Origin of the sequence: Paraburkholderia suaedae (assembly GCF_040812055.1) — a bacterium.
In the GTDB taxonomy this organism is placed as follows: Bacteria; Pseudomonadota; Gammaproteobacteria; order Burkholderiales; family Burkholderiaceae; genus Paraburkholderia.
Genome location: NZ_JBFOAH010000006.1, coordinates 192,979 through 218,621, shown reverse-complemented (window position 1 = coordinate 218,621; position 25,643 = coordinate 192,979). Strand labels below are relative to the sequence as shown.

The window sequence follows — 25,643 nt, the reverse complement described above, 5'->3', positions numbered from 1 at the left end:
GACTGGCATGAACAAGAGAAAGCCGCTACTCGAGCGGCTTTTTCGTTTTCCGGTGATGATTCGGTCTGGTCCGCGAGTGCCGCGGGTGATGTTCTCAGGACTCGAATGCCGCGGCGTCGTCGGCCGCTTCGAGGTCGGACTCGCTGTCGGCCATCGCCGCAGGCGCCATCGAGGCCGCGATCGTGCTAGCCGACGCGGACGCATCCAGCTCCGGATTGCGCAGCTTTTCGAGCACCGATGCCGGCACCGGAATGTTGATGCGGCCGATCACTTCGCCGTGTTGGAACATCATCAGATCGCCCGGCTCGAATGCGGTCCACACTTCGTTATCGGTCAACGGCTTGGTCGCGACCACCGCGACACGGTCTTCCGGCGTCGTGTATTTGGCGAAATCGATCGACACATCCGCGTCCACCAGGTGTGCTGTGGAAAACGGCCAGCGTCGCACGATGTAATACAGATGCGTCGAGCAATGCGCGAACAGCGCCTGGCCGTTCGACATCAGGAAATTGAACACGCCGAACTGCGTGATCTCGCGCGTAAGGGTCTGCAGTGCAGCGAACAGTTGTTCGAGCGGCGGTTGCCGCGCGCCGGGAAACGCCTTGCGCAAACCTTCCAGCAGCGCACAAAAAGCGAGCTCGCTATCGGTCGTGCCGACGGCCTGATAAACGCCCGACAGTTCGGGCCCATAGTCTTTCAGATCGCCGTTGTGCGCGAAAATCCAGTGACGCCCCCACAGTTCGCGCATGAACGGGTGGCAGTTTTCGAGCAGGATGTGTCCTTGCGTCGCCTTGCGGATATGCGCAATGGTGTTCTTCGATTTGATCGGGTAGCGCTTGACCATGTCGGCGATCGGCGAGGTGGCCGACGACTGATGGTCGATGAACAGGCGGCAGGCTTTGTCTTCGAAGAAGGCGATTCCCCAGCCGTCGGCATGATGATCCGTGACGCCGCCACGCGCCGCAAAGCCGGTGAACGAGAACGTGACGTCCGTCGGCGCGGCGCAGTTCATTCCGAGAAGTTGGCACATGTTGCGGGAAGCCTGTGAACGGGCGAGCCGTTACAATGATGATTTCCCAAGCATATCACCGAGCCAGAAACGCCAAATAGCAGAATTGACGTGTGTTTGGGCCGCAACATGGCGGTTTGACCGGGTCGATTGGCTTTTGCCGTCGAGTCTCGTTCCCTCTTTCGCCATGACCGCTTCCAACGTTTCCCCCGACTCCATCACGCTCGCCCGTCCCGACGACTGGCACCTGCACGTTCGCGACGGCGCGATGCTGGCCGCCGTGTTGCCGGACACCGCGCGTCAGTTCGGCCGCGCGATCATCATGCCGAACCTGAAGCCGCCGGTCACGACTACCGCAATGGCGCGCGCATATCGCGAGCGGATCATCGCGGCGATCCCCGAAGGCGCGCAGTTCGAACCGCTGATGACGCTGTACTTGACCGATAACACGCCGCCCGACGAGATTCGCCGCGCGCGAGAAAGCGGCTTCGTTCATGGCGTGAAGCTGTATCCGGCCGGGGCCACGACCAATTCGGACGCCGGCGTGACCGACGTCATGAAGTGCGCGAAAACGCTCGAAGCGATGCAGGAACTCGGCATGCCGCTGCTGGTGCACGGCGAAGTGACGGACTCGGCGATCGACCTGTTCGACCGCGAGAAGGTGTTCATCGACCGGGTGATGACGCCTTTGCGCCGCGCCTTCCCGGCGCTGAAAGTGGTGTTCGAACACATCACGACGAAAGACGCAGTCGACTATATCCGCGAAGCGGGTGTCGCGCCGCAGCTGCTCGGCGCGACCATTACTGCGCACCATCTGCTGTACAACCGCAATGCTATTTTCCAGGGCGGCATTCGCCCGCATTACTACTGCCTGCCTGTGCTCAAGCGCGAAACGCACCGCATTGCGCTGGTCCAGGCGGCGACCTCGGGCAATCCGCGCTTTTTCCTCGGCACCGATAGCGCGCCGCATCCGAAGGGCTTGAAGGAGCATGCGTGCGGCTGCGCGGGCTGCTATACGGCACTGCACGCGCTCGAGCTGTACACCGAGGCATTCGACAAAGCGGGTGCGCTCGACAAGCTCGAAGGCTTCGCGAGCTTCTCCGGTGCGGATTTTTACGGGCTGCCGCGCAACGCGGCGCGGGTTACGCTGCGTCGCGAGGAATGGACGCTGCCGGCTGAATTACCGGTCGGCGATACGCCGGTGGTGCCGTTGCGCGGCGGCGAGTCGATTGGCTGGCGTCTGGTTTGATGCGTCGTCCCCATGCAATGGCGTGAGGCAGGGCACGACGCGGCGCAGCCGGGTTTTGCCGCGATCGACTGGTCGCGGCCCTGGTTCGCGCCGTTCGCGTTGCGTGGCCAGCGCTGGCAGCAGGCCGCGCTGACGGGCTATGCGGCCTTGCTCGCCCAAATGAACGCCGACGCCGCCGAGCTGCGGCAGACTACCGGGCGCGGTCGGCGCCTCACGTTCATCGCTCAGGACGATCTGCCGGCCGGCGCGGCGTACGAGGCGCACATCGCAGCGACCGGTAGCGTGCCGACGCGTCACAATCTGCACGACTTCTTCAATGCCTCGATGTGGTTTGCGTTTCCGCGTATCAAGGCGGCGTTGAACGCACGGCAGTCGGCGGCCATCGACGTGCTGGGGGTCGGTCCGACTCGTGGCGGCGTGCGCGACACGCTGACCTTGTTCGACGAGAACGCGTTGCTGTTCGCCTGTGCCGATCCCGCATTGAGCGGCGCGCTGCGCGGCTTCGACTGGCAGACGCTGCTGGTCGCCCGACGCGATGCGTGGACGAGAAGCTGTGAAGTGCGCTGCTTCGGCCACGCGTTGCTGGAAAAGCTGGTCGCGCCGTTCAAGGCTTGCACCGGGCATGCGTGGGTCGTCGATGTGCCGGCCGCCTATTTCGAATGGGACGCTGCTGCGCGCGACGCGTGGCTGGATGATTCGGTCAGCGCGGCGCTGCTGGGCACCGAAGCGCTCACGAGTCGCATGTTTGCGCCGCTGCCGGTGCTGGGCGTTCCGGGCTGGTGGCCCGAGAACGAATCGGCCGCCTTTTACGACGACACATGGATCTTTCGCGCGGGGCGGCGCAGCCGCTAAACGGACGCTCGGTCACAGCGAGAGTCACTAACGCCGTGCGTTAGGGCGAGTGGTTCACATCGCGTGGCCATTCGGCTATTTCAGCCGATGCGCCGGCTTGCCAACCGCGCAGGTGTTAAAATCCGCCGCAGCAAAGCAGGCTAGGCAGTCGCGGCCTTGGAGGCTTCGGTCAAAGAGGGCGAGGAAAGTCCGGACTCCACAGGGCAGGGTGATGGCTAACGGCCATCCGTGGCAACACGCGGAACAGGGCAACAGAAAGCAAACCGCCGATGGCCCGGCGCAAGCCGGGATCAGGTAAGGGTGAAACGGTGCGGTAAGAGCGCACCGCGGCTGCTGCAAGGCAGACCGGCACGGTAACCTCCACCCGGAGCAATTCCAAGTAGGCAGGCGCGCATCTTCGAGATGCAGGACGGGGCCCCCGTCTCGTCTGCGGGTAGGAAGCTTGAGCGCGTCAGTAATGACGCGCCTAGAGGAATGGCTGCCACGCGCGTCGCGTTTTCGGACGTTGCGCGTGCACAGAATCCGGCTTATCGGCCTGCTTTGCCACCCAAACGAGAAATGCCGGCATCCGCGAGGACGCCGGCATTTTCAATTGGTGCGCGCATTTCGTACCCCGGGTTGAGCTGGCGGTGCGCTCGTATGACGGGCTGCGGAAGCGTCGCGCGAGGCGCCGTCAGCCGTTGGCCGCCCTCAGCTCGCGACGATGTCGAACGAGTGCGTCAGCTCGGCGGTCTTCGCGATCATGATCGACGCCGAGCAGTATTTATCGTGCGACAGATTGATGGCGCGCTCCACTGTGGCCGGGTTCAGATTCTTGCCGGTTACCGTAAAGTGAAAGTGGACCTTGGTGAACACTTTCGGGTCTTCGCTGGCGCGTTCGGCCTTGAGCGTCACCGAGCAACCAGCGATTTCCTGGCGGCTCTTCTTCAGAATCATCACGACGTCGTAGGCGGTGCAGCCGCCCGTGCCGAGCAGAACCATTTCCATCGGACGCGGCGCGAGGTTGCGGCCGCCGCCTTCAGGCGCACCGTCCATCGCGACCAGATGACCGCTGCCCGTCTCGGCCGCGAACGCCATCCCGTCTTGCCCCATCCAGCTCACTTTGCATTCCATGCTGTGCTCCACCGCGCTTCGCAATATCGAGACGGCATTGTAGCCCGACGTCCGAGCATCCGCCTGGAGCGACTTGCGGCGTGATCCTGCCGCAGGCCGCGCTTGTGTTGCACTGCGGCATGGGCGTGGGATGGCGCGATGCCTGGGGCGAGTCCAGGCGCATTGCTTTAGAGCGTGTGAGCGGGGTCCTTCGGCGGCCGGATTGAATCTCACCAGGGAAATTGCATCGCGTCAAACGCGCCTTTTGTCACATTATGAAAACGCATTTCGTAATGCAAGCATTCTTGCGTTGCACAAGCGAGCCTCATATAATTGCTTCATCGGTTGCAGCAGTTGTAACCTCCGCTGTCTCCTCCACCTCCTCCTTTGGTGGATTAAACCCGAACCGCGCGTTCGGGTTTTTTTTCGACTGCCGTCGCTTCGGGACCGCTGCCCACGTAATGGTCCCGTTCAACTCGAGGCCGCCAGCGCGTGCTAAATGCACTGCCGCCCCGTGGCATGTTCACGGCGCAGAGTCATACAACCCGCACATTTTGACTTGCCGTCGCAATTTCCTTTATAATTCAGGGCTTTTCCGCATTCGCGCCCGCGGAGGAAGAACCAGGGAGAGCCTGCACGCGCCTCGATGCGCACATTACAAGCAGGAAAAATACATTGGGCGCAGCAATTTTTTTGGATCGATCATGAAGACGTTTTCCGCAAAAGCCCATGAGGTGACGCGCGAATGGTACGTGATTGACGCGACGGATAAGGTTCTCGGGCGTGTCGCCAGCGAAGTGGCACACCGTCTTCGCGGCAAGCACAAGCCTGAATTCACTCCCCACGTCGACACCGGTGATTTCATCATCGTTATCAACGCAGGCAAGCTGAGAGTCACGGGCAACAAGGCTACTGACAAGAAGTACTATCGCCACTCGGGTTACCCGGGCGGTATCTACGAAACGACGTTCGGCAAGATGCAGGAACGCTTCCCGGGCCGCGCGCTCGAGAAAGCGGTCAAGGGCATGCTGCCGAAGGGCCCGCTCGGCTACGCGATGATCAAGAAGCTGAAGGTCTACGCTGAAGCAACGCATCCGCATTCGGCGCAACAGCCGAAAGCGCTCGAGATCTAAGGGGAGCCCACATGATCGGTAACTGGAATTACGGCACGGGCCGCCGCAAGAGCGCCGTCGCACGTGTGTTCATCAAGGCAGGCAAGGGCGACATCGTTGTGAACGGCAAGCCCATCGCCGACTACTTCTCGCGCGAAACGTCGCTGATGATCGTGCGTCAACCGCTGGAACTCACGAACCACGGCGCTACGTTCGACATCAAGGTCAACGTGACGGGTGGCGGTGAAACGGGTCAGGCCGGCGCGGTTCGCCACGGCATCACCCGCGCGCTGATGGACTACGACGCAACGCTGAAGCCGCAACTGTCGCACGCAGGCTTCGTCACGCGTGACGCGCGTGAAGTGGAACGTAAGAAGGTCGGTTTCCACAAGGCACGTCGCAGGAAGCAATTCTCGAAGCGCTAATCGCTTCGGTGCGACCGGCTCCAGGGCCGGTGCGCTGCAAAAGCCGCCAACGCTTTCGCGAAGGCGGCTTTTTTTATGTCTGTTTCCGCGAATTATGGCGTCGCTTCATGGCTTCGAGGCTCCTCGAACATCGCCCTGGCGGCCGCGGATTCGTCGCCTGAGCAGTGTATTGTGCGTTCGGGCCGACGGGCGGCGACATTCGCGCCGTTACGTCCGTGCGCAGGAAGAACCCATTGATTTTGTGGGCTTCGGCACGATATCGAGATCAGCCCTACAATAGCGGTTAGAAGCTTTCTGGAGAGTTCGAATGAACGCAGTCACCGATACACCCGTGACCGAAATGCCTGCCCCCTTCGTTTTTACCGACGCAGCGGCTGACAAGGTCAAGCAACTGATCGAAGAAGAAGGCAATGCGGACCTCAAACTGCGCGTTTTCGTGCAGGGCGGCGGCTGCTCCGGCTTTCAGTACGGTTTCACGTTCGACGAAGCCGTCAACGAAGACGACACCGTCATGAACAAGAGCGGCGTGCAGCTGCTGATCGACTCGATGAGCTACCAGTATCTGGTCGGCGCAGAGATCGACTACAAGGACGACATCAACGGCGCGCAGTTCGTCATCAAGAACCCGAACGCTACGACCACCTGTGGTTGTGGCTCGTCTTTCTCGGTCTGAGCTGACGTTAGCGTCAAAGTTTGTAACCGAGATGTCTGCATCTGACGGCCCGAGTGCAATAGCGCCCGGGCCGTTCTTATTTGGAAATCGCGCCAGGCGTTGGCGCAGGCGCCAGGCCAAGCCTGCCAGCTTGCCGTACGAGCAGCCTGCTGGAGGCCCATGTCGTTTCATAGCGGACGGTGACGGTCAGCGCTTCGGGCGAACACCGGGCTTCGGGTGCGGCTTTCGCGATTGGCTTTAGCGGGGGTAAATCGCGCCCAGCACGCGTTGCGCGGTCGCGCCGGTGACCGCCGGCAGGTTGCCCGGCAGCCGCGCGATGCAGCGCATCGCCAGCCACGCGAACGCGAGCGGCTCGACCTGGCTTGGCGGCACGCCGAGCGCGTCGGTCGTCATGACGGGCACGCCGCTCACGCCGCTGTCCTCCAGCGCCTGCCGCAATGCCTTCAGAAGCTCCGGATTGCGCGCGCCGCCGCCGCATACATAGACCGCCCTTGCGTCCGACGCGTGCCGCTCGATCTCACGCGCGACCGTCACCGCTGTCAACGCGACCAGCGTCGCCTGAACGTCGGCGGGAGCCAGCGCGCCGAACGGCTGGAGCTTCGCGTCGAGCCATTCGGGATTGAACAGATCGCGGCCGGTGCTCTTCGGCGGCTGGAGCGAGAAAAACGGCTCGTCGAGCAACGCATTGAGCAGCTTGCGATCCACCTGACCGGCGGCCGCCAGATGGCCGTTTTCGTCGAACGGCTTACCGAGATGGCGCTGCGCCCATTCGTCGAGTAGCGCGTTCGCCGGTCCGCAGTCGAAGCCGCGCACACTGCCGGTCGCGTTCAATATCGTGATGTTGCTGATGCCGCCGAGATTGCACACCACCCGCGTCTCGTCCTGAGCGCCGAACACCGTGGCGTGAAAGGCCGGCACGAGCGGCGCGCCCTGGCCGCCGGCCGCCACGTCGCGGCTGCGGAAATCGGCGACCACGTCGATGTGCATCATCTCCGCGAGCAGCGCGGGGTTGTTGATCTGCCGCGTATAGCCTTTTTCCGGCCGATGCCGCACCGTTTGGCCGTGCACCCCGATCGCCCGCACGTCCGCGGCGGGCACGCGGCTGCCAAGCAGGAGCTCGTGGCAGCAAACCGTATAGCGTGTGGCGAGCGCATTGGCGGCCAGCGCTTCCCGCTCGATCTCGTTCTCGCCCGGCTGCTGCAGCGCGAACAGCGCCTCGCGCATGCCCGCGGAGAAACTGACGAACGCCTCGGCCAGCACCACCGGCGACTTTCCTTCCTCAAATCTGACGGCCACGCCGTCTACACCATCCATGCTGGTGCCGGACATCAATCCAAAGTAGACGCCGTCTGTTGCGTGTTGCGTCACGTTGCTGCTCCTGTCAGGTTCGTTGCGATCCGTTTTAGCAGATTATCGGCGCAAGCGCGGTCGAATATGAGCGCGGGTAAGCCACGGGTAGCGCGTACCGCGCGCTAAGCCCCCCGCTGTGCGCCTGTCCACGGATTGTTTGCAGCTCGCATATCGCTCGGCGCGTCAAGCGCCCCCTGCCTGCCTTCCGGCGGACCCGTTGCGGTTCGCTGATGGCTCCGCGCGTGGCTGCGCCTTTGGCTCCCCGTGTGGCTCAGCATTCGCCTGCGCCTCCGGCTCCGCGTTTTGCTCCCTGAGGGCGCCTTTCGCCGCGTCCGCGGGCGCGGCGGCGCGTATCTATGGGACAATCTCCCTTTTTCGCGACTTTACGTTTCCAGCATGAGCACCGAGTCCATCCAGCCCAATCCCGCGCCCGCCTTTCCGGTCACCGACGAAGTCCGTCACGCGCTCGCCATCACCAAGCGCGGTGTCGACGAACTGCTGATCGAAGAAGAATTCGCGCAAAAACTCGCGAGGAGCGCAGCGACCGGCAAGCCGCTGCGCATCAAGCTCGGGCTCGATCCGACCGCGCCCGACATTCACATCGGCCACACGGTCGTATTGAACAAGATGCGCCAGTTGCAGGACCTGGGTCATACGGTGATCTTTCTGATCGGCGATTTCACGTCGCTGATCGGCGATCCGTCGGGCCGCAACGCAACGCGACCGCCGCTCACCCGCGAGCAGATCGAATCGAACGCGAAGACCTATTTCGAGCAGGCCGCGCTCGTGCTCGACCGCGACAAGACCGAGATCCGCTACAACAGCGAATGGTCGATGCCGCTCGGTGCCGACGGCATGATCAAGCTTGCGTCACGCTACACGGTGGCGCGGATTCTCGAGCGGGAGGATTTCACCAAGCGTTTCCAGGGCGGCGTGCCGATCTCGATTCACGAGCTGCTGTACCCGCTGATGCAAGGCTACGACTCGGTCGCGCTGAACGCCGACCTCGAACTCGGCGGCACCGACCAGAAGTTCAATCTGCTGGTGGGCCGCGAGTTGCAGAAGCAGTACGGCCAGGAGCAGCAGTGCATCCTGACGATGCCGCTGCTCGAAGGGCTCGACGGCGTCGAGAAGATGTCGAAGTCGAAGAACAACTACATCGGCATCAGCGAGAAGCCGACGGACATGTTCGGCAAGTTGATGAGCATCTCCGACACGCTGATGTGGCGTTATTTCGAACTGCTGTCGTTCCGTCCGATGGATGAAATCGCCGGCTTCAAGAAAGAGATCGAAGCGGGCCGCAATCCGCGCGATTTCAAGGTGATGCTCGGCCAGGAAATCGTCGCGCGCTTCCATTCGCAGGCAGACGCCGAGCGCGCGCTCGAAGACTTCAATCATCGCGCGAAGGGCGGCGTGCCGGATGACATTCCGGCAGTCGCGCTCGCCGGTGCACCGCTCGCGATCGGCCAGCTGCTGAAGCAGGCCAACCTCGTGCCGTCGACGAGCGAAGCGCTGCGCAACATCGAGCAGGGCGGCGTGAAGATCGACGGCGCGACCGTGTCCGACAAGGGCCTGAAGGTCGAAGCCGGCGAGTACGTGGTGCAAGTGGGCAAGCGCCGCTTTGCACGCGTCACGCTGGCCGCCTGATCGCGCTGTCATGTGTCGACTGTTTGCCGCCGAGTCCACTAGCCGATGATCGCGCTGATCCAACGCGTGCGCCGCGCCGAAGTGCGCGTGGCCGACCGGGTGACCGGCGCGATCGACGCGGGTCTGCTCGCGCTCGTGTGCGCCGAGCGGGGCGACACCGACGCCGCGGCCGACCGGCTGCTCGCCAAGGTGCTCGGCTATCGCGTGTTCAGCGACGCGGCGGGCAAGATGAACCTCTGCGTGCAGAATCTCGATGGCGCCGGCCGCGTGGGCGGCCTGCTGCTGGTGTCGCAGTTCACGCTGGCAGCGGACACCAACAGCGGGCTGCGTCCGAGCTTCACGCCGGCCGCGCCACCGGAAGAAGGCAAGCGCCTGTTCGACTACTTCGTGGCGGCCGCACGCGCGAAGCATCCAATCGTCGAGACGGGCGAGTTCGGCGCGGATATGCAGGTCTCGCTCGTCAATGACGGGCCTGTCACCTTCTGGTTGCAGACCAACGCCTGAGCCTGCCGCGCTCAAGGACTCTTCGTCCACGATCGATCATCCGACGCACGCCATTGGGCGCGTCTTAACCCTCCAGCCGTTTTTGCGACAATAGCGGCTCGGCACAACTGGCGCGCACCGTGCGCTCCTCTTTCATGACTACGCAGATTCTGTTCATACGGCACGGCGAGACCGACTGGAACCGCATCAAGCGCATTCAAGGTCACATCGACATTCCGCTCGCGACCACCGGCCTGGCTCAGGCGCAACGTCTCGCGCGCCGTTTCGCCGACGCCGCGAAGCACGGCGCGCGGCTCGACGCGATCTATTCGAGCGATCTGCAACGCGCGCAGCAGACCGCGCAGCCCATCGCCGACGCACTGGGCTTGCCGCTGCAGTTGCGCGAAACGCTGCGCGAGCGCTCCTACGGCGCATTCCAGGGACATGACAGCGACGAGATCGCGCTGCGCTTCCCCGATGAATACGCACACTGGCAAACCCGCGACCCGGGTTTCGCGCCGCCTGAAGGCGAGTCGCACCGCGCCTTCCACGATCGCGTGGTGCACGCGATCGAGCCGCTGGTCGCGGCGCATCCTGGCGGCCGGATCGCTTGTGTAGCACATGGCGGCGTACTCGATTGCGTGCGCCGTTTTGCGTGCCGTTTGCCGCTCGACGCACCGCGTGATTACCCGTTGCTCAATACCAGCCTGAACGTGGTCGACTTCGATGAGGGTGCCGCGACGGTCGTCTCGTGGGCGGACATTGCGCACCTCGACGCACCGGCCGCGGACGATGGTTTCAGGAAGGCGGCGCAACCCGCGCGTTGAGCGAAGAAGCGCTGCGCGGGCTGTGACGCGGGCGCCTGCCGCGTTCATTTCGAGCAATGAGGCGCGGGCATAAAGCGGCGCCTTGCGCGCTTAGGTTTATCAATGCACGTGCGTAGACCCATTGGTGCGCGCGCCTGACCAGCCCGGAGTCAATGCGGCTCACGCGTGGCCGCCACGCGCCGGCGCGCGCGTTTCGATATTCCATTCACCAGCGCCCAACGAACGACCGGCGCGACGAGCCGCACACCCGGCCTCGCGAAGCTCCGGCGCAGCGTCGCATAGCGCTCGAACCCGAACATCGCCTGCGCCCAGTCGGGCAGAAGATCCACGCCTGCGTTAAGCATCAACATGCCGACGGGCCGCATCGCCATGCTCGGCGCGGGCGCGCTCAGCAGTATCCTGACGACTTCGCGTGTGCGCTCGCTGGCCACCAGTTCGGGCCGCATGGCCTGCAGATAAGCGTCGATGGCGGCGCGCGAGCGTGGAACATTGTGCGCGCCGAGCATCTCCGCGATGCGCGCCGTTTCCGCGAAGTATCGATCCTGCGCGTCCACGGGCAGCTGCGGATTCACATAACGCAAGTGCGCGGTCATGAAACTCGACACCTCGGCGATGTGCACCCACGTCAGGAGCGCCGGGTCGCTCGCGCGATACGGGCGGCCGTCCGGTGCGATGCCGCTCACGCCGAGATGGATGCGCCTGACACGTTCGATCAGCGCCAGCGCGTCGTGCCGGTTCCCGAAAGTCGTGCCGGCGATAAAGGTTGCCGTGCGGCGCAAGCGACCCAAGATATCGGTGCGGAAGCTGGAATGGTCCCAGACGCCTGCGAGCGCCAGCGGGTGCAACGCCTGGAGCAGCAACGCGCTGATGCCGCCGGTCATCATCGACGTGAAGTCGGCGTGGACTTTCCAGCAGACGGACTCGGGGCCGAACAGGCCTGGATCGCCCGGCGGGGACGAGTAGTCGAGCGTGGGGCCGCTGCCGCTCGTCAGATGCGTGACGCCGGAGGCCAGCTTCGAGCGCAGGCTGCTAGTGAGCGACCTGGCAAGCCCACTCGGTGAACGGGAACGCCGGGTGGTCTGGTCGGACATACTGAGCAGCCTCGCCAGGTGCGGCTCACTGAGCGGCCGAATCCCACAGCCCGGGCAGCACGCTTGACGACTCCGGTGCGGCAAGACCGAAATGCCGGTAGGTCAGCAGCGTGGCGACGCGGCCGCGCGGCGTGCGTTGCAGAAAGCCTTGCTGGATCAGATAGGGCTCGAGCACGTCTTCAATGGTGTCGCGTTCTTCGCCGATGGCGGCCGCCAGATTGTCGACGCCGACCGGGCCGCCGTCGAACTTGTGCAAGATGGCTTCGAGCAGCTTGCGGTCCATCAGGTCGAAGCCGACGGCGTCGACGTCGAGCATGCGCAGCGCGGCGTCGGCCACTTGCGCGGTGATGTTGCCGTCCGCTTTGACCTCCGCGAAGTCGCGCACGCGGCGCAGCAGCCGGTTTGCGATACGCGGCGTGCCGCGCGCGCGCTTGGCGATTTCAAACGCGCCGTCCGGATGAATCTGCGCGTTCAACAGCGAAGCCGAGCGCGTGACGATGCGCGCCAGTTCCTCGGCATTGTAAAACTCAAGCCGCGCGACAATGCCGAAGCGGTCGCGCAGCGGATTGGTGAGCATGCCTGCGCGCGTGGTTGCGCCGACCAGCGTGAACGGCTGCAGATCGAGCTTCACGCTGCGCGCGGCCGGGCCTTCGCCGATCATGATGTCGATCTGATAATCCTCGAGCGCCGGATACAAGATTTCTTCGACGACCGGCGAGAGCCGGTGAATTTCGTCGATGAAGAGAACGTCGTTGGCTTCCAGGTTGGTCAGCAGCGCGGCGAGGTCGCCGGCGCGTTCGAGCACCGGCCCGGACGTCTGCCGTAGATTGACGCCCATTTCCCGCGCGATGATGTGCGCGAGCGTGGTCTTGCCGAGGCCCGGCGGGCCGAACAGCAATACGTGGTCGAGCGATTCGGAACGGCGCCTGGCAGCCTCGATGAAAATTTCCAGCTGGCCGCGCACCTTTTCCTGCCCGACATATTCTTCGAGCTGGCGCGGGCGCAACGCGCGCTCGAACGCTTCTTCGTTCGGCGAGACGGGCGTGGCCGCGATGATGCGCTCGGCGGCGAGTTTGTCGGTTTCGATCATGCGGTCATTGTACCGCGACGCATCCGGCGCGAAATTCGGCCGAATGGCCAGGGTGCGTTAGGCTGGGGCTTGTGCGAAGCTCTTCTCAGACCCGGAGCCCGCGCACAGCGAGCCACGGGCGTTGCGTCAACCCTTCGACAACGCCTTCAACGCGAGTTTGATGCCGTCGGAGACACCTGTGCCGGCTGGGACATTCTTGATGGCCGCCAATCCTTCTTTTTCGGAGTAACCCAATGCGAGCAGCGCATTCAGGATATCGGACGCATGGTCGGAGGCCGATGCTGCGCCCGCCATCGCACCCAGGTCGGCGCCGAGCTTGCCCTTCAGTTCCAGCAGCAGTCGCTCCGCCGTTTTCTTGCCGATGCCTGGCACGCGTGTGAGGCGTGCCGCGTCCTGCATCGTGACCGTTTGGGCGAGCTCGTGCACGCTCATGCCCGAGAGCACCGCGAGCGCCATGCGTGCGCCGATGCCGGAGATTTTCAGCAATTCGCGGAAGGTCGAGCGTTCCTCGGTGGTGCCGAAGCCGTACAGCAGATGCGCGTCTTCGCGCACGATCATCTGCGTGAGCAGGACGACACGCTCGCCGCTGGACGGCAGGTTGTAGAAGGTGCTCATTGGCACGTCGACTTCGTAACCCACGCCGTTGCAGTCGACGAGCAGATGCGGCGGGTTTTTTTCCAGCAGAACGCCGGCAATGCGACCGATCATGGCGAATTCAATTTCGAGGGAAAGGGCGAGTGTAGCGCAGCGACCGGGGGGCGCGTATCCCGAGTATGTCGCCTGCAAAACGGTTCAGCCATGCCGCGCCATGGAGACCGAGCGGCCCATCCCTCGCTAGCCCACGAGGCGCCCGCGCCTGACCCGTAGCCCCTTCTTCGCCAGCGAAGGGGCGATGCCGCCGAGCGTGGACAACGTCGAACCGCCGTGCGCGTGGCAGATCGCCATGCCGAGCGCGTCGGCGGCGTCGGTGCCGGGCACCCCGGACAGGCTGAGCAGCCGCACCACCATCTGCTGCATCTGTTCCTTGGTCGCGCGGCCGTAGCCCACCACGCTCTGCTTCAATTGCAGCGCGGTGTATTCGGCAACCGGCACGCCTCCAGCGACCAGTCCGCAGATTGCCGCCCCGCGTGCCTGGCCGAGCAGCAGCGTGGACTGCGGATTGACGTTGACAAAGACTTTCTCGATCGCCGACTGGTCCGGCGCATGCTGGCGGATCAGCGTGGCGATGCCTTCGAAGATGGTGCCGAGCCGCGACGGCAAATCGGCGTCGGCCGTTTTGATGACGCCGCTCGCGACATAGCTGAGCGTATGGCCGCTTTGGTCGATCACGCCGAAGCCGGTTACGCGCAGGCCGGGGTCGATGCCGAGAATTCTCATGAAGTGCCGCTAGCGCGGTAAAAACCAGGTGCCTGCGATACTACAACACGCACGCCGGATGACGGCCAGCGAAGGGCGCAACCCGCGGAATAAAAGTTGCGGCAGGGTTCGCGAGGAGGTAATTGGAAATGAGGCGCTATCCGAATTTAAGCGGTGACTCGGGTGTCGACGCGTATGAACTCGGCGCGGATTTCATCAAGATCCGCTTCAGGCGGGGGGTCGTCTATTGGTACACAAAAGCGAGCGTGGGTGCGCGCCACATGGCCGCACTGAAGCGTCTGGCGAAGCGCGGGTGGGGGCTGGCGACGTACATCAGCCAGCATCCGGACGTGAGCGGCGGCTATGCGAGAAAAGAGCCAGACGATTGAGCCGACCGCGCGTGAAAGGCATGGCCACCAATGCGCGCAAAAATCCGGCCCATGAAAGTGCCGACGAAGGGCGGACCAAGGCAAAGGTGCGCGTCTCGACGGCGGTCCGAAAACAAAACGGCCCGGCGGAAATTCCACCAGGCCGTTCTTGCCAACCTCAACGCTTGCTCAGCGGCTTTGGCTGCAACAGGCACGCCGCTGCATAAGCCGCCAACCACCCGGTCTCAATGGCGGAAATGGCGCACGCCCGTCAACACCATCGCGATGTTGTGCTCGTCGGCCGCATTCATCACCTCGTCGTCGCGCATCGAGCCGCCCGGCTGAATGACGCAGCTCGCGCCGGCCGCCACGACCACGTCGAGGCCGTCGCGGAACGGGAAAAACGCATCGGAGGCCACCGCCGAACCCGTCAGCGACAAACCGGCGTTCTGCGCCTTGATGCTGGCGATGCGCGCCGAGTCCACGCGGCTCATCTGGCCGGCGCCGACGCCGAGCGTCATGCCGTTCGCGCAGAACACGATCGCGTTCGACTTCACATACTTTGCGACGCGCCAGGCGAACAACAGATCGTCCATTTCCTTCGGCGTCGGATAACGCTTGGTGACCACGCGCAATTCGTGCGGCTGCACGTTCTTCGAATCGAGCGATTGCACCAGCAGCCCGCCGCCGACCCGCTTCAGATCGAACGCGTTATGCCCTTCGCCCAGCGCGATTTCGAGTAACCGCACGTTCTGCTTGGCCGCGAACACCTGGCGCGCTTCGCTGCTGAACGACGGCGCAATCAGCACTTCGACGAACTGCTTGGCCACGGCTCGCGCCGCTGCTTCGTCCACTTCGCGGTTGAACGCGATGATGCCGCCGAATGCCGAGGTGGGGTCGGTCTGGAACGCCTTCGAGTACGCGTCGTGCGCATCCGCGCCGATTGCGACGCCGCACGGATTCGCGTGCTTGACGATCACGCAGGCCGGCACGTCGAAGGTCTTCACGCATTCCCACGCCGCGTCGGAATCCGCAATGTTGTTGTACGACAGTTCCTTGCCCTGCAACTGGTTGTAGTTCGCGAGCGCGCCGGCCTGCACGTTCACATCACGGTAGAACGCGGCGCTTTGATGCGGGTTCTCGCCGTAGCGCAGATCCTGCACCTTGTTGAACGCCAGATTGAAGGTGGCCGGATAAGTATTGCGCGACGCGTGTTGCAGTTCGTCGGTCAGGCTCGTCAGATAGTTCGTGATCGCGCCGTCGTACTGGGCGGTGTGCGCGAACACCTTGGTCGCGAGGCGAAAGTTCGTCTGGTACGACACCGCGTTGTTGTTCGCGCGCATTTCTTCGAGCACCAGCGCGTAGTCCGTCGGGTCCACCACCACCGTCACGTCGCGATGATTCTTCGCAGCCGAGCGCAGCATGGTCGGGCCGCCGATGTCGATGTTCTCGATCGCGTCTTCCAGCGAACATTCTTCCTTCGACACCGTCTGCACGAACGGGTACAGGTTCACGACCAGCAGGTCGATGGTCGGAATGTCGTGCTTCTCGAGCGCCGCCATGTGTTCCGGCAGGTCGCGGCGGGCGAGAATGCCGCCGTGCACCTTCGGATGCAGCGTTTTCACGCGCCCGTCGAGCATTTCCGGGAAGCCCGTGTAGTCGGCGACTTCGGTGACGGACAGGCCTGCGTCCGCGAGCAGTTTCGCGGTGCCGCCGGTCGACAGGATCTTGATGCCGAGGTCGGAAAGCGACTTCGCGAAGTCGACGATGCCGGACTTGTCGGAAACGGAGATGAGCGCTTGCTTGATCATGATGAAGACGAAAAGCCGAAGAGAAACGTGGCGGGGCGCGAAGATACGACCAATCGCTACAACAAACCGTGTTGTTGCAGCTTCTTGCGCAACGTGTTGCGGTTGATGCCGAGGTATTCGGCGGCCAGCGACTGATTGCCGCCGGCCTGCTCGAGCACCACCTCGAGCAGGGGTTTTTCCACGCACGAAATCACCATGTCATAGACATCGTGCGGATTGGAGCCGTCGAGATCCTGGAAGTACATGCCCAGGCTGTCGCGCACGGATTGTTCGATATTCTTCTTGCTCATGCTGCCAGTCGGTCGGTAGGGTCCTCGCCCTGGTTCTCGGGCGTTTCGTCGACGTAGACCAGGCGGTCGGAGAGCGCCTTTTGTGCGTCGAAGAACTCGTTGACGGCGAGGAGTTGTTCGCGCGTGGTGTCCAGCGTATTCATGCGATGCCGGAACACGCTGGCGCCGGAAAGGCCGCGAGTGTACCAGCCGATGTGCTTGCGCGCAGTGCGCACACCTGTAAATTCGCCGTAGAACGCGTAGTGATCTTCGAGGTGCTCGTTCATCACCTGCTGGATTTCGTCGATGCGCGGCGGGGGTAGCAACTCGCCCGTTTGCAGGAAATGCGCGATCTCGCGGAACAGCCACGGGCGCCCCTGCGCCGCGCGGCCGATCATGATCGCATCGGCGCCGGTGGCGGCCAGCACCGCGCGCGCCTTTTGCGGCGAGGTGATGTCGCCGTTGGCCACGACCGGAATGCGCACCGACGCCTTGACGCTGGCGATGGTCTCGTATTCGGCGTCACCGTGGTACAGGTCGGCGCGCGTGCGGCCGTGCACGGTCAGCATCGAAATGCCGGCGGCCTCGGCCAGATGCGCGACGCGCAACGCATTCCTGTTGCCGCGGTCCCAGCCGGTGCGAATTTTCAGCGTGACAGGCACCGCATCGGGGCCGACCCCCACCGCGCCCACCACCGCCTCGACGATGCGCTGCACCAGCGGTTCGTTCTGCAGCAAAGCGGAACCCGCCGCGACGTTGCACACCTTCTTGGCCGGGCAGCCCATGTTGATGTCGATGATCTGCGCGCCGTTGGCCACGTTATAGCGAGCCGCTTCCGCCATCATCGCCGGATCGGCACCGGCGATCTGCACGGCGATGGGTTCGACTTCGCCCGTGTGATTGGCGCGGCGCTGGGTCTTTTCGCTTTTCCACAACTGCGCGTTGGAGGCGACCATTTCCGACACCGCATAGCCCGCGCCCAGCCGCTTGCATAGCTGCCGGAACGGCCGGTCGGTCACGCCGGCCATCGGGGCGACGAACAGGTTGTTACGCAGATTGTGGGAGCCGAGAGTGGGCATGACGTGGGCGACCGGGGTGCGACGGACTGTCCATGATCAGACAATCGGAGCACCGGAAACGCGAGCGAAAACGGCCATTTTAGCGTTAACAGGCAAGCGACACCCGCCATGTGCGTCTCGTAACCTGTTAAATCTTCTATGAAAGTGCGCCGGTTCATCAACCGGCGGCCTTGCGCTGCGGCTCGAAAAAGCCGCAGCGCGCGCTTAGGCGGTGCGCCTAGCGGCGCTGTCCGAACATCATCTGGCGAGCCAGCGCCGTTTTCACCGGCGGCGCGAATTCGAGCGCCGTGAGCGCGAGCCCGCGCATGATCGCGAGCGGCGCGAAGTCGACCGTGAACAGGCGCGCAAGGATGTCGGTGGCGCCGATCGTCATGCGCCGGTCGAGCGCGCGGCGCTGCGCGAAGCTGGCGAGTGCAAGGGGGGTCGGGCCTTGCGCTGATAAAGCGTCGGCGAGCGCGTGCGCATCGCGCAAGCCGAGGTTCAGGCCCTGTCCCGCAACCGGATGCAGCGTCTGCGCCGCGTTGCCGATCGCGACGACGCGCCCGCTCACCTGGGTCTCGACCGTGTTGAGTCCGAGCGGGAACGACGCGCGCGCTTTGATCTGCGTGAAGCGGCCCATGCGGTCGCCGAACGCGGCGCCGAGCTCGCCGAGGAACGCGTCGTCGGGGAGTTGCGCGCGGCGCGCGGCTGTGTCGGGAGCGCAGCACCACACCAGCGCGTAGTCGGCGCCGCGCACGCCGCCCATCGGCAGCAAGGCGATCGGACCTTCCGTCGTGAAGCGCTCCCATGCCACGTGCGGCTGCGGCGCGGACACGCTGACCGTGCCGACCAGCGCAGTTTGCCCGTAGTCGCGCGAGCCCTTGCCGCCGGAGCCTTCGGCCGCGCTTAGGCGCGAGCCTTTGCCGGCGGCTTGCGCGTCCTTGTCGACGCTGAGGCTCGCGTCCTTGCGCGGTTTCAGGTCGCCGAACAGTCCGCCTTCCGCGTTCACCACGATGCGCGTGCGCAGCTTGCGCGTGACGCCGGCGGTTTCGATCGGCAAGCTCACGCCGTCGAGTTCCTGAACCGGCGCGGCGGCGGACGTCGAGCGAAACCAGTGGACGGAGGTCGCATGCACCGCGTCGGCGAGACCGTGCACGATGGAGCCGTAGCGCAGCACGTAACCGAGCGCCGGCAAGCCATGCTCGCTGTGATCGATCAGCGTGCGCCCGAAATGACCGCGCTGCGATACGTGGATGCGCTGGATGGCGGTTGCGTCGGCGGGCCACCGCAACGGCTCGAGGATCATCCGGCTGCCGTGCGATACGGCGATTGCGCGCGGATCGGCAATCGAATCTTCCGGCTCGCGTGCGTCGATCAGTGCGATCTTCAGCGCCCGGGTCACGCTGCGCCGCGCCAGCCAACCGGCCAGCGCGAGCCCGACCGGACCCGCGCCGACGATCGTCACGTCGAAGTCAAAGGAGTGATCGGTTGCCGCGGGCTTCAGAATCACCGTCGACGGAGAAGCGTCGTTCATGGCGGATTACTTCCTCGTCTCATGGGCCGCGCGGGCTTCCTGCATCAGCGCTTCGATCTCTGCGGCGGCCACCGGCACGTCGCGCGTGATCAGCTCGCAGCCGCCCGGCGTGACGATCGCGTCGTCCTCGATGCGGATGCCGATGTTCCAGTAGCGCTCGGGCACGCCCTCGGCCGGCCGGATGTACAGCCCGGGCTCGATGGTCAGGGTCATCGACGCCTGCAGCGTGCGCCACGGCAATGCCCCCGCTTCGTCGCGCGGCGCGCCACGCTCGCGGTAGTCGCCGCAATCGTGCACGTCCATGCCGAGCCAGTGGCCCGTGCGGTGCATGTAGAACGGCGCGTAGGCGCGCTCGGCGAGCACGTCGTCGACCGATGCGAACTTCGTACGCTCGACGATGCCGGTGTCGAGCAGCCCTTGCGACAACACGCGCAGCGCGGCCTGGTGCGGATCGTCGAAGGTGGCGCCGGCGCGCGTGACGTCGACGGCGGCCTGCTGCGCGGCCAGCACGATCTCGTACAGCTCACGCTGCGGCGACGTGAAGCGGCCGCTCGCCGGGAAGGTGCGGGTAATGTCCGACGCGTAGCCGTCCAGTTCGCAGGCCGCGTCGATCAGGATCAGGTCGCCGTCCCGCGCAATCGCGTTGCCGGCCGGGTAGTGCAGCACGCAGGCATTCGCGCCCGCCGCGACGATCGACGTATAAGCCGGCGCCTGCGCGCCCAGTTTGCGGAACCTATAGAGGAGCTCGGCTTCCAGTTCATACTCGCGCACGCCGGGGCGACACGCGGCCATCGCGCGGCGATGCGCGGCGGCGGAAATCTGCGCCGCCTGGCGCATGATCGCCAGTTCGTGGTCGTCCTTGACGAGCCGCATCTCGTCGAGCAGCGGCAGCAGATCGCGCGCGGCGCTCGGCGCGGCGATGCCGCTGCGTCCTTGCGCGCGCACCGCGTCGAGCCAGCCGCGCACCTGTTCGTCCAGTCGTGCCGAGGTGCCGAGCGCGTAATGCAGCGCCGGCTTGTCCGCGATGAGCCGCGGCAGATGCGTGTCGATTTCGCCGGCCGCGAACGCCGCGTCGAAGCCGAACGCCGTGCGCGCGCCCTCCGGGCCGAAACGCAAGCCTTCCCACGTTTCGCGTTCGACGTTTTTCTCGCGGCAAAACAGTACCGACGCGGGCTCGCCGGGCGCGGCGCTCGCGTCCAGCACGAGGAGCGCTTCGGGCTCGCTGAAGCCGGTCAGATAGTAAAAGTAGCTGTCGTGCCGGTACGGGTAGTCGGTGTCCCGGTTGCGCAGCGCTTCCCGCGCGGTGGGGACGATGGCGACGCCACCGCCCGCGGCGCGCAGCGCGGCGAGTACGCGCTCGCGGCGCGTGCGGTAGACGTCGATGGCGATGGTGGGTTCGGTCGGCTGGTTCATCGTGCGATTGTAGCGCCCAATGCGCGCGGTCATTTCGCACGGCGGGGGCTGGCAAGACTGCCGCCGGCATGTTGCAATCCATCCACAACGCGGCTTGGTGGCGCCTGGTAAGCGACGCCGCGCTGAGCGCGAAGAGCGCCTGGCACTTATACTTTCGCCGGATTCAGTTAAAGGCAGATGGTCATGATGAAACTCATCGGTTCGATCGCCAGCCCTTTCGTGCGCAAAGCGCGCATCGTGCTGGCCGACAAGAAGATCGATTACGAACTGGTGCCCGAGAACGTCTGGGCGCCGGACACCCGGATTCACACCTTCAATCCGCTGGGCAAAGTGCCCTGCCTCGTGATGGAAGATGGCGAAGCCGTGTTCGACTCGCGCGTGATCTGCGAATACGTGGATACCCTGTCGCCCGTCGGCAAGCTGATTCCGCAGTCGGGCCGCGAACGCGTCGAGGTGCGTTGCTGGGAAGCGCTCGCCGACGGCCTGCTGGACGCGGCAGTGCTGATTCGCCTCGAAGGCACGCAGCGCACGCTCGAGCAGCGCGCGGACGCGTGGGTTGCGCGGCAGCAGCGCAAGATCGACGAAGCTCTGGTCGCGATGGCGCAGGGTCTGGGCAGCAAGCCGTGGTGCGCAGGCAATCACTACACGCTTGCCGACATCGCGGTGGGCTGCGCGCTGGGCTATCTCGACTTCCGTATGCCTCAGTTGAACTGGCGCGAACCGCATCCGAACCTGGACAAGCATTTTCAGAAACTGTCGCTGCGCCAGTCGTTCATCGACACCGTGCCGACGGACTGAGCGACGCTGGATTGCACAGACGCAGGGGCCTGTTCAAACTTCTGAAACGTTGTGCTGTGCCCGAACTGAAAATGCGCCTGCTCGTCAGGCGCATTTTTTTGGCGCGCCTTCAGTGCCGGGTCTTGCGGCGCGGCTCGACGCAGCAAGCGCTTCCGGAACCGGATGCATGAGCCGCAAGCCAGCACGCACGCACGGCGGCGCGCATGCAGGGAGCGTGTTGCCGCTCATGGGAACCCAGCCCGCCTCACTGCTTGCCGTTGCGACGACGCGTGATGCCGGGCCCGAACGCGAAGCCGAACGCCAGCAGCAGCACCGACACCGCCAGCACCGTGTTGTTGCCGCTCGACACGTACGGCGTATTGCCGGAAGTGCCTTGCACCTTCACGTCGAGCGAGCCGACCGTGTACGGCGCCAGGCGTCCGATTACCCGGCCGTTGGCGTCGATCGCGGCGGTGACGCCGGTGTTGGTCGCGCGCAGCATCGGGCGACCGGTCTCGAGCGAGCGCATGCGCGCCATCTGCAGGTGCTGATCCAGCGCGATCGTGTCGCCGAACCAGGCGAGGTTGGTCGCGTTGACCAGCACGCCGGCCGGCGTGCTGGTTTCGCGAAGGGTCCGCGCGATTTCCTCGCCGAAAATGTCTTCGTAGCAGATGTTCACCGCGACCGGCTGGTTGTGGACCATGAACGGCTTCTGCACCGGCGGGCCGCGGAAGAAGTCGCCGAGCGGGATATTCATCAGGTTGACGAACCAGCGGAAGCCCCAAGGCACGAATTCGCCGAACGGCACCAGATGATGCTTGTCGTAGCGGTACAGCTCGCGCGAGCCGGGCGTGATGCCGAACAGGCTGTTCGTATAGTCGACGACCCGGCCTTCCGGCGTGATCGTGCCGCCGATCGCGCCGAACAGGATCGCGCTGCCGGTGGAGTCGGAAAATTCGCGCACCGCCGCCGCGAACGGCACGGGCAATTGCTGCGCGAGCACGGGAATTGCGGTCTCCGGCGTGACGATCAGGTCCGCCGGCTTCGATGTGATCATCCGCTGATACTGGTCGATCGCCGCGCGCACGCCGCTTTCCTCGAACTTCATTTCCTGTTTGACGTCGCCTTGCAGCAGACGCACCGTCAACGGCGCGTTGGCCGGTAAAGTCCATTGGACGCGCGGCAGCAGCAGGCCCGCCGCGATCAGCGCCAGCGCGACGCCGCCCGGCACGAGGCTGCGCATGAGGCTTCGTTGTGCTCTGCCGTCGGGGACGCTGCCGCTGCGTTGGCCTTCGCCGTGATCAGGGCGGCCGACGTCCGCACGGGTCGCGCTGCGCGGCTCGCGCCAAAGCGGCAGCGGCCGCCCTGCCAGCAACGCCTGCACGATCAGCGCTGCGACCAGCGCCAGTATCCAGCCGACGCCATAGACCCCCACCACCGGCGCGAACCCGGCGAACGGGCCATCCACTTGCGCATAACCGCTCGCGAGCCACGGAAAGCCGGTGAACACCGTACCGCGCAACCATTCGCCCACCGCCCAGGCGCTCGCGAAAGCCAGCGAGCCATGCCAGGTCGGCGAAAACGGCGCAGAGGCGTCGATCGCGCCGTTGCGCGCGTGACCGGCGCAGAACGACCAGATGCCCGCGGCCAGCGCCGGATAGAGCGCCAGATAAAGCGAGAACAGCACGACCGCGGCGCCCGCGAGCGGCGCGGCCATGCCGCCGTAGTCATGCATGCTGACGTATAGCCACCAGACGCCGGACACGAAATTGCCGAAGCCGAACGCGCCCGCCGTGAGCGCGGCGCTTTTCCAGCCGGTGGCGCGCGTGAGCCACGCGAAAAAGAACACGAAGATCGTGAGCTGCAGCCAGCCGCCGTGCGGCGTCGGCGCGAACGACAGCGTGTTGGCCGCTCCCACGGCGAACGCGACCAGGTAATGCCAGCGAGGCAGCGCGCGGCCGCGCGCTTCGTCGGCGGCGGCAGCGGGAGCGTGCGCGCTCGCGCCGGAGCGCGAACGGGAAGTGATCGGGTCGGCCATCGTTGCGCGGTCGGCGTGAGGAGAGTTGAAGAAGCGGGTGAAGGAGCCGGAAAACCGCGCGGCTCAGGTTTGCACGTGCTGTGCGTCGCGCTCGCGCTGGCCGGCCAGTGGATCGCGGCGCACCAGCAACATGTGGATCTGGCGGGCGTCGCCGCGCAGAATCTCGAAGATCAGATCGTCGAGGCGGACCTTTTCACCGCGGTGCGGCACCCGCCCAAAGTGATGCGTGACGAGCCCGCCGATCGTGTCGACTTCGTCGTCCGGGTAGTGCGTGCCGAACGCCTCGTTGAACTGCTCGATCTCCGTCAGCGCGCGCACGCGAAAGCGCCCATCCGGCGACGCGATGATATTGCCGCTTTCCTCGTCGAAATCGTATTCGTCCTCGATGTCGCCGACGATCTGCTCCAGTACGTCTTCGATCGTGATCAGGCCGGCCACGCCGCCGTATTCGTCGACCACCACCGCGAGGTGATTGCGATTCACGCGGAAGTCGTGCAGCAACACGTTCAGGCGCTTGGACTCCGGGATGTACACGGCGGGGCGCAACATGCCGCGCACGTCGAACTCTTCTTCGGCGTAATAGCGCAGCAGGTCTTTCGCGAGCAGCACGCCGATGATGTTGTCCCGATTGCCTTCGTAGACCGGATAACGCGAGTGCGCTTTTTCCAGCACGTAGGGGATGAATTCGGCGGGGTTGTCCGCGATATTGATCGCGTCCATTTGCGCCCGCGGCACCATGATGTCGCGCGCGCTGAGTTCGGACACCTGGAACACGCCTTCGATCATCGACAGCGAGTCGGCGTCGATCAGGTTGCGTTCGTGCGCGTCCTGCAGAATTTCGAGAAGTTCGGCACGCGAGTCGGGCTCGGGCGAGATGAAGTCGGTCAGACGCTCGAGAAGCGAGCGTTTTTCCTGCGGTTTGTCGGTTGGGCGTCGACTGGGATACGTGTCGTTCATGATAGTGCGCCCGACGAGACTGGGCGCGCTGTTACGGAGCATTAAGGATACCCGAGGCGCGTGGCAGGACCGTGTCCCGCCGGGCTGGGCGATAGGTGAAGCAGGGCGGCGCGGCTCGGTCGCGAGCGGCGGAGCTTGGGTCAATCCTAACTGATTACGCGCGAAAAAGCGTTTTCGCGCAAAAAATGCCGGCTCGGGAACGATGGGCGCAGGCGAGGCCGAGTCCGCGTGGCGCTTCGCGGGCAGTCAGGCGTGGCGGTTGCGCCGCGCGGCTAGCGACATGGTCAGCGTCTCAGCGTCGCCTGCGGCCGAGCGGTCATTGGACGCAACGACGCAACGACGCAACGACGCAACGACGCAATGTCGCAATGTCGCAATGTCGCAATGTCGCAATGTCGCGCGTATCGGCTCGTGCCTGAGTGTTCCGTTCATTGTCCCGACTCGCGCCCCGAGACCTGTGGAGCCCGCCGAGCGGCCTCGCGCTCGCGGCCTTCCGTTTTGCAGCGCTCCAGCAGCGCTTCGAGCGCGCGGTCGGGCATCCCGCTTTCGCGCAGCGCGTGGACGGTGCGGCTCACATAATCGAGTGTGGTGCCGTAGCGCCCGCACGCGCAGCCGAACACCGTCCGCACGACCTCGTCGCGCAGCTTGCCGGTGTAGCTCGGCACGTCGCGGCGCATGACGAACGCCAGCGCGTCGACACGCCGGCCGTCGGCCAGTACGCACGGCAGCCATGCCGGCCGGTACGAGCCCATCGCCATCTCGCGCCGCCACAGCGCTTCGAGATGCGGCGCGGAGCCTTCGGCTGCCAGCCGGAACGCAATGCCAGTGCAGGAGCCGCCGCGATCGAGCGCGAGCACGAGGCCCGGCTGCTCAGGTGTGCCGCGATTCACCCGCGACCACAGGTACAGCCCGCGATGATAGCCATGCACCTTGGAGCGGGCCGCTTCGACGGTGGGCAGGCCGGGGTTCCAGATCAGCGAGCCATAGCCGAACAGCCACAGGTCGCTCTTGCGATCCCAGTCGCGCAGCGTGCATTCGAGCGACGCATGCAATTCCTCGTCGGTCAGAAGCCGCGATTCGCCGAGCACCGGCGGGTAATCCGGGCAAGGCGTGCGGGTGTCGGCTTCAGGGGATGAGGTGCTCACGGTGTCGGTTGAATGAG

The 25,643-nt window shown here is 64.9% G+C and carries 25 protein-coding genes and 1 other RNA gene; 11 read left to right on the top strand and 15 right to left on the bottom strand.

From position 1 onward, the window contains the following. Positions 1 to 94: 94 nt before the first annotated feature. Complete coding sequence (locus tag ABQJ48_RS11630) at positions 95 to 1,030, bottom strand: class II glutamine amidotransferase (RefSeq protein ID WP_367838163.1); 936 nt, start codon at positions 1,028 to 1,030, stop codon at positions 95 to 97. A gap of 166 nt (positions 1,031 to 1,196) precedes the next feature. Here ABQJ48_RS11630 and pyrC point away from each other — a divergent pair, with 166 nt between their 5' ends. The 3 genes from pyrC (at position 1,197) to rnpB (ending at position 3,656) form a co-directional block, all read left to right on the top strand. Then, positions 1,197 to 2,258: a dihydroorotase gene (gene pyrC, locus ABQJ48_RS11625; RefSeq protein ID WP_367838162.1), complete on the top strand. Its 1,062-nt coding sequence runs from the start codon at positions 1,197 to 1,199 to the stop codon at positions 2,256 to 2,258. Between the two features lie 12 nt (positions 2,259 to 2,270). Then, complete coding sequence (locus tag ABQJ48_RS11620) at positions 2,271 to 3,110, top strand: DUF3025 domain-containing protein (protein WP_367838161.1); 840 nt, start codon at positions 2,271 to 2,273, stop codon at positions 3,108 to 3,110. A 132-nt stretch (positions 3,111 to 3,242) separates the two neighbouring features. Continuing rightward, an RNA gene (gene rnpB, locus ABQJ48_RS11615) (RNase P RNA component class A) lies at positions 3,243 to 3,656 on the top strand. Positions 3,657 to 3,800: 144 nt separating this feature from the next. Here the strand turns inward: rnpB and ABQJ48_RS11610 are convergent. Then, the gene (locus tag ABQJ48_RS11610) at positions 3,801 to 4,223 is read right to left on the bottom strand and encodes an OsmC family protein (RefSeq protein ID WP_367838160.1); all 423 of its coding nucleotides are present in this window, start codon (positions 4,221 to 4,223) and stop codon (positions 3,801 to 3,803) included. 683 nt (positions 4,224 to 4,906) lie between these two features. On the opposite strand from ABQJ48_RS11610, the gene rplM reads away from it, so the two are divergent. The 3 genes from rplM (at position 4,907) to erpA (ending at position 6,412) form a co-directional block, all read left to right on the top strand. Then, complete coding sequence (rplM, locus tag ABQJ48_RS11605; protein ID WP_007180422.1) at positions 4,907 to 5,335, top strand: 50S ribosomal protein L13; 429 nt, start codon at positions 4,907 to 4,909, stop codon at positions 5,333 to 5,335. Positions 5,336 to 5,346: 11 nt separating this feature from the next. After that, positions 5,347 to 5,739 (top strand): 30S ribosomal protein S9, encoded by a 393-nt coding sequence (rpsI, locus tag ABQJ48_RS11600; protein ID WP_331602689.1) that lies wholly within the window; start codon positions 5,347 to 5,349, stop codon positions 5,737 to 5,739. A 307-nt stretch (positions 5,740 to 6,046) separates the two neighbouring features. Then, positions 6,047 to 6,412, top strand: a complete 366-nt coding sequence (gene erpA, locus ABQJ48_RS11595; protein WP_007180424.1) for an iron-sulfur cluster insertion protein ErpA — start codon at positions 6,047 to 6,049, stop codon at positions 6,410 to 6,412. 237 nt (positions 6,413 to 6,649) lie between these two features. Here erpA and ABQJ48_RS11590 read toward each other — a convergent pair whose 3' ends face one another. Further along, on the bottom strand, positions 6,650 to 7,780 hold the full coding sequence (locus tag ABQJ48_RS11590; RefSeq protein ID WP_367838159.1) for an anhydro-N-acetylmuramic acid kinase: 1,131 nt from the start codon (positions 7,778 to 7,780) through the stop codon (positions 6,650 to 6,652). A 378-nt stretch (positions 7,781 to 8,158) separates the two neighbouring features. Between ABQJ48_RS11590 and tyrS the strand changes: the two genes are divergently transcribed. From tyrS to ABQJ48_RS11575, 3 genes are all read left to right on the top strand, one after another. Continuing rightward, positions 8,159 to 9,409 carry a tyrosine--tRNA ligase gene (gene tyrS / locus ABQJ48_RS11585; RefSeq protein ID WP_367838158.1) on the top strand — a complete coding sequence of 417 codons (1,251 nt, stop codon included), beginning with the start codon at positions 8,159 to 8,161 and terminating at the stop codon, positions 9,407 to 9,409. A gap of 45 nt (positions 9,410 to 9,454) precedes the next feature. Beyond that, positions 9,455 to 9,913, top strand: coding sequence for a D-aminoacyl-tRNA deacylase (gene dtd, locus ABQJ48_RS11580; protein WP_367838157.1), 459 nt, complete (start codon positions 9,455 to 9,457; stop codon positions 9,911 to 9,913). 134 nt (positions 9,914 to 10,047) lie between these two features. Further along, positions 10,048 to 10,719, top strand: coding sequence for a histidine phosphatase family protein (locus ABQJ48_RS11575; RefSeq protein WP_367838156.1), 672 nt, complete (start codon positions 10,048 to 10,050; stop codon positions 10,717 to 10,719). Between the two features lie 149 nt (positions 10,720 to 10,868). Here the strand turns inward: ABQJ48_RS11575 and ABQJ48_RS11570 are convergent, their stop codons facing one another. From ABQJ48_RS11570 to ruvC, 4 genes are all read right to left on the bottom strand, one after another. Further along, positions 10,869 to 11,810, bottom strand: a complete 942-nt coding sequence (locus ABQJ48_RS11570; protein WP_367838155.1) for an oxygenase MpaB family protein — start codon at positions 11,808 to 11,810, stop codon at positions 10,869 to 10,871. Between the two features lie 25 nt (positions 11,811 to 11,835). Then, positions 11,836 to 12,900, bottom strand: coding sequence for a Holliday junction branch migration DNA helicase RuvB (gene ruvB / locus ABQJ48_RS11565; RefSeq protein ID WP_367838154.1), 1,065 nt, complete (start codon positions 12,898 to 12,900; stop codon positions 11,836 to 11,838). A gap of 126 nt (positions 12,901 to 13,026) precedes the next feature. Then, the gene (gene ruvA / locus ABQJ48_RS11560; RefSeq protein WP_367838153.1) at positions 13,027 to 13,608 is read right to left on the bottom strand and encodes a Holliday junction branch migration protein RuvA; all 582 of its coding nucleotides are present in this window, start codon (positions 13,606 to 13,608) and stop codon (positions 13,027 to 13,029) included. 126 nt (positions 13,609 to 13,734) lie between these two features. Further along, entirely contained in the window at positions 13,735 to 14,277 is a 543-nt protein-coding gene (gene ruvC, locus ABQJ48_RS11555; protein WP_367838152.1) for a crossover junction endodeoxyribonuclease RuvC, read from the bottom strand. A gap of 128 nt (positions 14,278 to 14,405) precedes the next feature. On the opposite strand from ruvC, the gene ABQJ48_RS11550 reads away from it, so the two are divergent. Further along, positions 14,406 to 14,645: a hypothetical protein gene (locus ABQJ48_RS11550; protein WP_367838151.1), complete on the top strand. Its 240-nt coding sequence runs from the start codon at positions 14,406 to 14,408 to the stop codon at positions 14,643 to 14,645. A 224-nt stretch (positions 14,646 to 14,869) separates the two neighbouring features. Here ABQJ48_RS11550 and purH read toward each other — a convergent pair whose 3' ends face one another. From purH to ABQJ48_RS11525, 5 genes are all read right to left on the bottom strand, one after another. Then, positions 14,870 to 16,435 (bottom strand): bifunctional phosphoribosylaminoimidazolecarboxamide formyltransferase/IMP cyclohydrolase, encoded by a 1,566-nt coding sequence (gene purH, locus ABQJ48_RS11545; RefSeq protein WP_367838150.1) that lies wholly within the window; start codon positions 16,433 to 16,435, stop codon positions 14,870 to 14,872. A 56-nt stretch (positions 16,436 to 16,491) separates the two neighbouring features. Next, entirely contained in the window at positions 16,492 to 16,725 is a 234-nt protein-coding gene (locus tag ABQJ48_RS11540; RefSeq protein WP_367838148.1) for a Fis family transcriptional regulator, read from the bottom strand. Beyond that, complete coding sequence (gene dusB / locus ABQJ48_RS11535; RefSeq protein ID WP_367838146.1) at positions 16,722 to 17,783, bottom strand: tRNA dihydrouridine synthase DusB; 1,062 nt, start codon at positions 17,781 to 17,783, stop codon at positions 16,722 to 16,724. Before dusB ends, ABQJ48_RS11540 begins: the two co-directional genes overlap by 4 nt. A gap of 217 nt (positions 17,784 to 18,000) precedes the next feature. Next, positions 18,001 to 19,296, bottom strand: coding sequence for a UbiH/UbiF/VisC/COQ6 family ubiquinone biosynthesis hydroxylase (locus tag ABQJ48_RS11530; RefSeq protein WP_367838144.1), 1,296 nt, complete (start codon positions 19,294 to 19,296; stop codon positions 18,001 to 18,003). Positions 19,297 to 19,302: 6 nt separating this feature from the next. Beyond that, positions 19,303 to 20,709: an aminopeptidase P N-terminal domain-containing protein gene (locus ABQJ48_RS11525; RefSeq protein ID WP_367838276.1), complete on the bottom strand. Its 1,407-nt coding sequence runs from the start codon at positions 20,707 to 20,709 to the stop codon at positions 19,303 to 19,305. A gap of 183 nt (positions 20,710 to 20,892) precedes the next feature. Here ABQJ48_RS11525 and ABQJ48_RS11520 point away from each other — a divergent pair, with 183 nt between their 5' ends. After that, the gene (locus ABQJ48_RS11520; protein WP_367838143.1) at positions 20,893 to 21,507 is read left to right on the top strand and encodes a glutathione S-transferase family protein; all 615 of its coding nucleotides are present in this window, start codon (positions 20,893 to 20,895) and stop codon (positions 21,505 to 21,507) included. A 244-nt stretch (positions 21,508 to 21,751) separates the two neighbouring features. On the opposite strand, the gene lnt is transcribed toward ABQJ48_RS11520, so the two are convergent. From lnt to ABQJ48_RS11505, 3 genes are all read right to left on the bottom strand, one after another. Beyond that, positions 21,752 to 23,524: an apolipoprotein N-acyltransferase gene (gene lnt, locus ABQJ48_RS11515; protein ID WP_367838141.1), complete on the bottom strand. Its 1,773-nt coding sequence runs from the start codon at positions 23,522 to 23,524 to the stop codon at positions 21,752 to 21,754. Positions 23,525 to 23,587: 63 nt separating this feature from the next. Continuing rightward, positions 23,588 to 24,481 carry an HlyC/CorC family transporter gene (locus ABQJ48_RS11510; protein WP_367838139.1) on the bottom strand — a complete coding sequence of 298 codons (894 nt, stop codon included), beginning with the start codon at positions 24,479 to 24,481 and terminating at the stop codon, positions 23,588 to 23,590. 428 nt (positions 24,482 to 24,909) lie between these two features. Then, entirely contained in the window at positions 24,910 to 25,626 is a 717-nt protein-coding gene (locus tag ABQJ48_RS11505; RefSeq protein WP_367838137.1) for a gamma-glutamylcyclotransferase, read from the bottom strand. Positions 25,627 to 25,643 lie beyond the last annotated feature (17 nt).